This is a genomic window from Nonomuraea antri (assembly GCF_013283785.1).
Taxonomy (GTDB): domain Bacteria; phylum Actinomycetota; class Actinomycetes; order Streptosporangiales; family Streptosporangiaceae; genus Nonomuraea; species Nonomuraea antri.
In genome coordinates this window covers 20,437-28,522 of the sequence record NZ_JABCPZ010000143.1, presented here as the reverse complement: position 1 = coordinate 28,522, position 8,086 = coordinate 20,437, and the positions used below count along the sequence as shown (strand labels likewise).

Genomic DNA, 8,086 nt, shown 5'->3' with positions numbered 1-8,086 from the left:
GCACCCAAGACGGCCTGTCCAAGAAAGAGATCATCCGCTGCCTCAAGCGCTACGTCGCCCGCGAACTCTACGGACTCATCACATCAAAGGATCAAGAACGCTCCGCTTGACATCCATAGGAGCATCCCCCGCATCTGATCACCGGACGGCCGGCGGGCCGCCCGGTCGCTCAGCCCTGCCCACTTTCCACACAGGAGTACGTGTGAACTTGATGACAAGGCACCTCATGGCCGGCGTGGCGGCGTTCTGCCTGGGCACGCCGGTCTCACCCGCCGCCGCGGCGGCGCAGCCGGACCCGGCAGCGATCGCCGAGGTCGTGGCGGCCAACCTCGGGCCTGCCCGCCTGCCCGGCGTCGCGGTGGCGCTCGTCAAGAACGGGCGCGTCCTGCACACCGGCGGATACGGGCATGACGCGCGCGGCGAGCCGGTGACGAGCCGGACACCGATGCGGATCGCGTCGCTGTCGAAGTCGTTCACCGCCCTGGCGGTGATGCAGCTGGCCGAGGCGGGCCGCCTCACGCTCGACGACCCCGTCGTACGGCATCTGCCGGAATTCGCCATGGCCGACCCCAGAGCCGAGCAGATCACCATTCGCCGGCTGCTCGACCACAGCTCCGGCATGTCGGACACCACCTACCCCGAGGCCGCTCTGCCCCAGCCGGACTCCCTGCGCCAGGCCGTGGCGGACCTGCGCCGCGCCGAGCTGGCCGCCCCACCTGGCCTGCGACACGAATACCACAACCCCAACTACTGGGTCGCCGCCCGGCTGGTGGAAGTGGTGAGCGGGCTGCCCTTCGCCGAATACCTCACCCGGCGGGTGTTCACCCCGTTGCGGATGACCTCGACCGTGACCGCCGACAACTGGCAGAACCCGGTCCCCGGCCTCGTCGACGGGCACAACCGCTTCCTCGGCATCACCTGGCCGCGCACCGAGCCCGACCGGTTCGTCGCCGGCTCGGCCGGCATCGTCACCACCGCCGACGACCTCGCCAAGTGGCTCGCCCTGCACACCCGTGGCGCGGCGAGCACCGTCCTGTCCGCGGAGGGGCTGCGCGAGCTGCACCGGCCCAGCGCGCCCGACGGACGCTACGCCCTCGGCTGGGACAACCCCGACCCCCACCACGGGCCCAGGCGGATCACGCACCCCGGATCGTCCTTCACCTCCACGGCCACCATGGTGCTCCTGCCCGGCAGCGGGTACGGCATCGCGCTGATGTCCAACAGCCGCATGCCGCTGGAGTCCGACGTCGAGGCCATCATGGAAGACCTCGTCGCCCTGACCCAGGGCACGCCCGGCACGGGCGCCCCGCTCCCGCTCGGCTTCATCGCCGACCTGACCGCCCTCGCCGCCGCGCTCTCGATCGCGGCGGGCGGGGCCGTCAAAGCTCTCCGCGCGCGACGTTGGGCGCGGCGCCGCGCCACCGCCGCCCCCTGGAGGACGACGCTCCGGCTGATCCCTTACCTGCTGCCGTTGCCGGTGCTCGCCTTCCTGCCGCGCGTCCTGGAACTGATCGCCGGAGGCCGCGGCGTCACCTTTGTCCTGCTGTCGCATATCTGGCCGACCTTCCTCGCCGGGGCCGGCCTGACCGCGGCGACCGGGGTCATGGTCGCCACCGCCCGCTTCCGCGCTCTCCTGCGGCAGCGTCGCCGGTCGGCACCGCTGCGTCCGCAGGCGCACACCTCCACGGCCGGGACGTGACACCGGTGAAGACTGTGTTTCACAGGTCGGAAGTACCCATGAACGATCTCGGAGCGAGCGAAGACGACTCCGCGCGTGGAGCCGTCCTCGCCCGTCCGATCGAGGCTGCGGCTAGCGCAGATGCCGGGTGAAGAACCCGGCCGCGTCCTCCCCGGCGAACTGCGGGACGCCGGTGTGCCCGCCCATGTTGGCGTGCAGCGTCTTCTCCTTGGAGCCGAAGGCGTCGAACAGGTCCAGGGCCGCCTGCCTGTCGTTGCCCTCGTCATCCCACTGCAGCAGGACATGCAGCGGAATGGTGACCTGCCGGGCCTCCTCGAAGATGACGCGAGGCACGAAACTCCCGGCGAAGAGGCCGGCGGCCACGATGCGCGGCTCGACCACCGCGAGCCGGACGCCGATGGAGATCACGCCCCCCGAGAACCCGACGGGGCCGCCGATCTCGGGCAGCGACAGCAGCGCGTCCAGGGCGGTCTGCCATTCCGGGACCGCCTTGTCGACGAGCGGGAGGACGAGGGCGTCGATGATCTCTTCGCCGACCGGCTCGCCGGCCTCCAACGCCCGGCGCAGGGCGGCGCCCGCCTGCTCGACGCCGGGCAGACGGGGCCGGTCACCGCTCCCTGGCAGCTCGATGGTGGCCGCGGCGAAACCGTACGCCGCGGCGCTCCGGGCCCGCGCCACCAGCCGGGGGTACATCCTGCGCAGTCCGAGCGGGGGGTGGCCGAGCAGGATCAGCGGGACCGGTGCGGACGCGGACGAAGGCGTCCACAGGATGCCGGGGATCTCGTCGAGGACGAATTCGCGCTCGACGACACCGTCGTCGAGGCCGTCGTCGAGGCGCTGCTCAGAAGTGAATCGCAAGGTCGTGCCTTTCGGGAGTGCTCTTGAACGGCGCTCCCGGACGACCTATCGCCCGACCGTGGCCCCAGAGGGGAGCACCCATGTCGATATCGCGTTCACGGGTACCACCTCCTCGTCCTCCAGCACGGCCTCCAGAAACCTAGCAGCGGTCGCCGTGGCCCGCCAACGGGTTTTCGCGGTCGCCGTGCGGAAGGCGATCAGAACAGCATCGTGAGCAGGTCGGCGAACAACTCCTGTTCGTCGATCTCCAGCCCGCGGCCGGTGAACCAGGTGGCCATGTTGTGGCAGTCGCGCATCAGGAAGTCCATGCCCTTCGGGTTGCCGACGACGTCCACGACCTGGGGCAGGTCGATCATCACGATCCGCTCGCCCTGCGCGAGGACGTTGTACGGCGAAAGGTCGCCGTGCGCGAGCCCCGCGCGGGCCAGTTCACGCATGCCGTCGCGGAGCTGCTCGAAATACCCGCCGAGCAGCTCCTTCGACGGCCGGACCTGGGCGAGCCGGGGCGCGGCGCCGCCCTCGCCGTCGTCGATGAACTCCATCAGCAGCTCGGTGCCGTCCACCTGCACGGGATACGGCACCGGGACGCCGGCCTGCCACAGCCGGTTGAGCGCGTCCCATTCGGCGTGGGCCCATTGATCGGCCGCGACACCGCGGCCGTGCGCGGTCTTCTTCGCCATCGCCCGGCTGTCGCGGCTGTTGCGGGTACGGCGGCCTTCGACGTACGACGTGCTGCGGTGGAAGGACCGGTGTTCCTCGGTGCGGTACCGTTTCGCGGCCAGCAGCGAGGACTTCGCCGGGTTGTCGCCGATGGCTTCGACGGCGCGTTCGAGCAGGAAGACGTCGGCTTCCTTGCCGGTTTTGAGTACGCCGAGCTCGGTGTCGATCGCGGCCTGATCCGTCACGACCCACGAGGGGCGTGGTTCCGGGCCGCGAGAGCCGCGCTCGACCTCCAGCCAGGTGGACCACCGCTGATTGGGGCCCAGCTCCTCGTCGACCGAATGGAACTCGAAGGCGAAGGCGTCGGACCAGCGGGAGTGGGAGTCATGCAGTTCGTACTCGGAAGACAACGGGTGTGCTCCTGAACAAAGAGGTGGGACTGATGCGGACATGCCGCAGCGCAGTGATGGCCATCCGTCAGCCCTCCTTAATTCAGGCAGCGCTCTCCGCCGCTCGATCGACCCAGCATGCCCGGCCCGTTCCGGACCCCGCAACGTATTTTCCACCTCCTCCTCGGCGGCCGAGAACGGGCGCTGATGCTGCGTGTCGCACTGTCGTATCGTTCGCGAATGGCCAGAAGACTGCGGCTGGCGGTGGCGCAGAGCACGGTGCCCGAGGATCCGGCCGATCGCGGTGCGCTGCGCGCAGGTGCGCGCCCTGATGCGGGAGGCGGGCGCGGCCGGGGCGCGGCTGGTGCAGTTTCCCGAGGGCGCGATCGCCTACCCGAGCAAGCACGTCATGTCCTCGGGGCCGCCCGGAACCTTGAGCGAGTCGGACTGGACCCGGGCCCGATGGGACGTGCTGCGCGAGGAGGCCGAGTCGATCGCAGAGCTGGCGGGCGAGCTCGGGCTCTGGGCGGCCTTCGGCTCGATCCACCCGCTGACCCCGCCGAACCGGGTGCGCGCTGTGCATCGAGGCCGAGTTCCCGGCGCAGTTCAGCGTGACCGTGCCCGCGGGGATCGTCGCGCCGGGCGGTCACTGGCTCGCGCGATGCCCGGCGAACGGCCGGCCGGCGCTGGCTGTGGCGGATCTCGACCTGGATGCCACGGACGCGGACATCGACGTGTCCGTCCGCCTCGCCCGGCCGTGGCGCCGCCGGGCACGCGCCGGGCTCTATGACGATCGGCTGGTGCCGGGAGATCCGCGCAGCGAGGAACGCACGACATTCTGACCCAGGGCGCGGTCTCCTTGCTGAACGTCTACGAAGCGTTACGCGCCCCGTGGTCGGCGGCCAGGCCTGCTTCGTAGGCGAGGATGACGAGCTGGACCCGGTCACGGGCGTCGAGCTTGCTCAGCAGCCGGGTCACGTACGACTTGACGGTGGCCACGCTGATGACCAGGTCGGCGGCTATCTCCGTATTGGTCAGGCCCCGCGCGATCAGGGTGAGGACCTCGCGTTCGCGCTCGGTGATGCCCGCCAGCTCCCGTGGTGCGGGACCGGGCGCGGGCCGGTCGGCGAACGCCTCGATCAGGCGGCGGGTGACGCCGGGCGCGATCAGGGCGTCTCCCGCGGCCACGACCCGGATCGCGGCGAGGATGTCGTCCAGGGCCATGTCCTTGACGAGGAACCCCGACGCGCCCGCGCGGAGCGCGCCGTAGACGTGGTCGTCCTCGTCGAAGGTGGTCAGGATGATGACGTGGGCGTGGCTGGGGCCCTGGCTGATCAGCCGGGTGGCCTCGATGCCGTCCATGCCCGGCATGCGGATGTCCATCACCACGACGTCCGGATCGAGTTCCTCGGTCAGCTGGACGGCCTGCAGCCCGTTCGCGGCCTCCGCGACGAGTTCGAGGTCGGGGGCGTCGGTGATGACCATCTGCAGGGCGGCGCGGATCAGCGGCTGGTCGTCGGCCAGCACGACCCGGACGCTCATCGCGCCCCCGCCGACAGGGGCAGCCGGGCGGCGACCAGGAAGCCGCCCTCGGGGCGTGCTTCCGCGCGGAAGCTGCCTCGCAGCATGCTCACCCGCTCGCGCATCCCGACCAGGCCGTAGCCGCCGTCCTCCGCCGCGCGCCGGGGGCCGCGTCCGCCGTCCACGATCTCGACGGCCAGTTCGTCGTCCCGGTACTCGATCGTCACCTGGCATCGGCTCGTGCCTGCGTGGCGTACCACGTTGGTGATCGCCTCCTGGATGATGCGGTAGGCGGAGACGTCGATCTCCGGCGGCAGCGGACGTCGGTCGCCGTGCCGCTGTATCTCGACGTGGACGCCCGCGTCCGTCGTCTTCGCGGCGAGCCGGTCGAGGTCGGCCAGCCCTGGCGCCGGACGGAGGGAGTGGCCCGGCCGGCTGTGGCGCAGCGCGCCGAGCATGCGCCGCAGCCCGGACAGCGTCTCGCGGCCGACCGTCTCGATCTCGCCGAGCGCCTGGCCGGCCCGGTCCGGCTGGGTGCCGATCACCCGGCGGGCGGCGCCGGCCTGCAGGGCGATGACGCCGATGCTGTGGGCGACGGTGTCGTGCAGCTCTCGTGAGATGCGCAGCCGCTCGTCGGAGACGGCCTGCGCGGTGGCCGTGGCGATCAGCGTCTCGGCGTGCTCGCGCGCCTGGCTCACCGAGTGGCCGACCAGCCAGGCGATGACCGCCGTCATGGCCACCGCCAGCTCCGCCGAGGTGCCCACGTTCCAGCCGAACAGCACCCGTACCGTCAGATATCCGGCGAGCACGGTGAGAGCAGCGGTGAGTGCGATGATCCCGGTCCGCCGGGCGCGCTCGGCCGCGATGAAGTACAGCGCGACGTCGACCGCCAGGAACTGAGCCAGCGGGATCTCTCCCACGCTCAGCGCGAACGAGGCGACGACGGAGGCGGCGAGCAGCAGGGCCAGGCCGGGCAGCGGCCGGCGGCGCAGCAGCGCGCTGCCGATCAGGACCAGCGCGGTGGCCACCGTGATGAACGCCAAGCCTTCCAGCTGGTAGAGCAGGCGCGCGGGAACCTCGGCGGACGCGTATTCGCCGGGCAGCCTGATCCTGGCGAGAAACGTGAACGCCAGGCCCGCCGACCAGGCCGCCACCGTCCAGACGCCGGCCGCAACCCGTTTCAGCAGCGGCAACGGTGGTGTCACAGGCATGTCCAGGATCGTATCGGCGCGTAAGGAACCCGGGCATCGGCCCATGGGCGTACGACCGTGGTCCACCGGCGCCGCCGCGGCGTGGTCATGCTGCTCGGCCGCGGCTACCGGGCCTGTAGCCGCGGCCGCCTGCTACCCGCCGAACACTTCGCTGACGAGCCGCTGCGTCGCCTGCTGGAAAGCCGCCGCCAGGGACATGTCGGCGTCGTCGACGTAGTTGAGCGCGGCGGTCAGGGTCTTGCCGCCGTCCGGGGTGCTGTACATCAGCGCCGCGTGACCGGCGGCGCCGCCGTTGTGGCTGATCAGCGTGCCGCCGCCGGGCGCTTCCTGGACGAACACGCCCAGGCCGTAGCCCACCTTCGCCTCCGGCGTGAGCATCTCGGCCAGCAGGTCGGCCGGCAGCAGCCTGCCGCTCAGCAGCGCGGAGATGAACGTCCGCAGGTCGCGGGTGGTGGAGATCATGTCGCCGCCGCTGGAGATCCACGAGGGGTTGTGGCTGGTGACGTCGACCGTCCGGGTCTGGCCGTCGTCCTCGTAGCGGTAGTAGGCGTGGGCGTGCGGGGCGGGGATGCCGGTCTGGGTGCTCGGCTGGACGGTGTCCGTCAGGCCGAGCGGGCCCAGGATCAGCCGCTGCATCTCCTCGGCGACCGAGCGGCCGGTGACCCGCTCGATCAGCAGCCTGGCCAGCACGTAGTTGGTGTTGGCGTAACTCCAGTCGGTGCCCGGCTCGAACCGGGCCGGCTTGGACAGCGCCAGCCGCACCAGCTCCTCCGGCCGGTAGGTGTGGAAGCGGTTGTCCACCCACTCCTTGCCCGCGGGGGTGGCGGGGATGCCCGGGGAGAACGTGCCGTCCTCGAAGTATTCGCCGGTGAAGTTGAACACCCCGCTGGTGTGCTGCAGCAGCATCCGCACGGTGATCCGCTCGTCCAGCCCGAACTCGGGCAGGTGGCCGGCCACCGCGTCGTCCAGCCCGATCCTGCCCTCGGCGACCAGCTGCAGCACCAGGGTGGCGGTGAAGGTCTTGGTGTTGCTGCCGATCCGCACGTGCCCGTCGATCGGCGGCTCGGCGCTTCCGCCCAGCTCGGCCGTGCCCGCGCGGCCCGTCCATTCGCCACGCTCGTCGTGGACGCGCAGCGTCACCCCGACGAAGCCGGCCTCGATCATCTCCTGGAGGACCTTACGCAGTTCCGGGCGGTCGTCCTGCCCGGCGGCGGCGTCGAGCGCTTCGGTGATCTTGCGGGCCATCTCCGTCAGGGTGGGGCTCGGCGTGCCCGGCTGGGCCTGGGCGGCCGCCTCGACGGCGACCAGGACGGTACGGCGGAAGTCGTCCGCCTCGGCCGGGTCCCGCTGCTGGAGCAGGCTCATCGCGGACGTCAGCGCGGGCAGCACCTGGTCGGCGAGCTCGGCCACCGTCTTGCCGTTCAGCCCCTTGGGCGCCTTGGCGAGCACGTGCCCGGTCAGGCCGGTCGCGGAGGTCAGGGCGACGGAGCCCGCGGTGGCGACCTTGTGGGCCGAGCCTGCGGCGCCCGCGGCGGCCATCAGCGAAACGGCGCCCCAGGCGGCGACGCGGAGGGTGGTCTTGTCCTGGTCGGTGAGGGTGACGGACATGATGGGGTGCTCCTTGAAAGCGGTGGCGGAACTTCGGACCAGCCGGTGTCCGGGGGATCCGGGCGGCGTGGTGACCACTTTGGGGGAGCGCTCTGATACGGGGCCGTCGCCGTTCTGACGCCGCGGCTGACACGCCACCG

The 8,086-nt window shown here is 71.4% G+C and carries 7 protein-coding genes; 2 read left to right on the top strand and 5 right to left on the bottom strand.

The genetic code is table 11. The annotated features are described in order from the left end of the window. Positions 1 to 211: 211 nt before the first annotated feature. A complete protein-coding gene (locus HII36_RS35380) occupies positions 212 to 1,699 on the top strand; it encodes a serine hydrolase domain-containing protein (RefSeq protein WP_236004195.1) in 1,488 nt (495 codons plus the stop codon). 111 nt (positions 1,700 to 1,810) lie between these two features. Here HII36_RS35380 and HII36_RS35375 read toward each other — a convergent pair whose 3' ends face one another. Together HII36_RS35375 and HII36_RS35370 are read right to left on the bottom strand one after the other, a co-directional pair. Next, positions 1,811 to 2,557, bottom strand: coding sequence for an alpha/beta hydrolase (locus HII36_RS35375; RefSeq protein ID WP_173527670.1), 747 nt, complete (start codon positions 2,555 to 2,557; stop codon positions 1,811 to 1,813). A 197-nt stretch (positions 2,558 to 2,754) separates the two neighbouring features. Continuing rightward, positions 2,755 to 3,627: a serine protein kinase RIO gene (locus HII36_RS35370; protein ID WP_217370368.1), complete on the bottom strand. Its 873-nt coding sequence runs from the start codon at positions 3,625 to 3,627 to the stop codon at positions 2,755 to 2,757. Between the two features lie 590 nt (positions 3,628 to 4,217). Here HII36_RS35370 and HII36_RS55985 point away from each other — a divergent pair. Beyond that, the gene (locus HII36_RS55985) at positions 4,218 to 4,448 is read left to right on the top strand and encodes a hypothetical protein (protein ID WP_217370367.1); all 231 of its coding nucleotides are present in this window, start codon (positions 4,218 to 4,220) and stop codon (positions 4,446 to 4,448) included. 28 nt (positions 4,449 to 4,476) lie between these two features. Here HII36_RS55985 and HII36_RS35360 read toward each other — a convergent pair whose 3' ends face one another. The 3 genes from HII36_RS35360 to HII36_RS55980 all read right to left on the bottom strand — a co-directional run bounded on the left by HII36_RS35360 (position 4,477) and on the right by HII36_RS55980 (position 7,946). Continuing rightward, the gene (locus HII36_RS35360) at positions 4,477 to 5,148 is read right to left on the bottom strand and encodes a response regulator (protein WP_173527668.1); all 672 of its coding nucleotides are present in this window, start codon (positions 5,146 to 5,148) and stop codon (positions 4,477 to 4,479) included. Continuing rightward, entirely contained in the window at positions 5,145 to 6,338 is a 1,194-nt protein-coding gene (locus HII36_RS35355) for a sensor histidine kinase (RefSeq protein WP_173527667.1), read from the bottom strand. The genes HII36_RS35360 and HII36_RS35355 overlap by 4 nt, the downstream gene beginning before the upstream one ends. A gap of 132 nt (positions 6,339 to 6,470) precedes the next feature. Next, on the bottom strand, positions 6,471 to 7,946 hold the full coding sequence (locus tag HII36_RS55980; RefSeq protein ID WP_236004190.1) for a serine hydrolase domain-containing protein: 1,476 nt from the start codon (positions 7,944 to 7,946) through the stop codon (positions 6,471 to 6,473). Positions 7,947 to 8,086 lie beyond the last annotated feature (140 nt).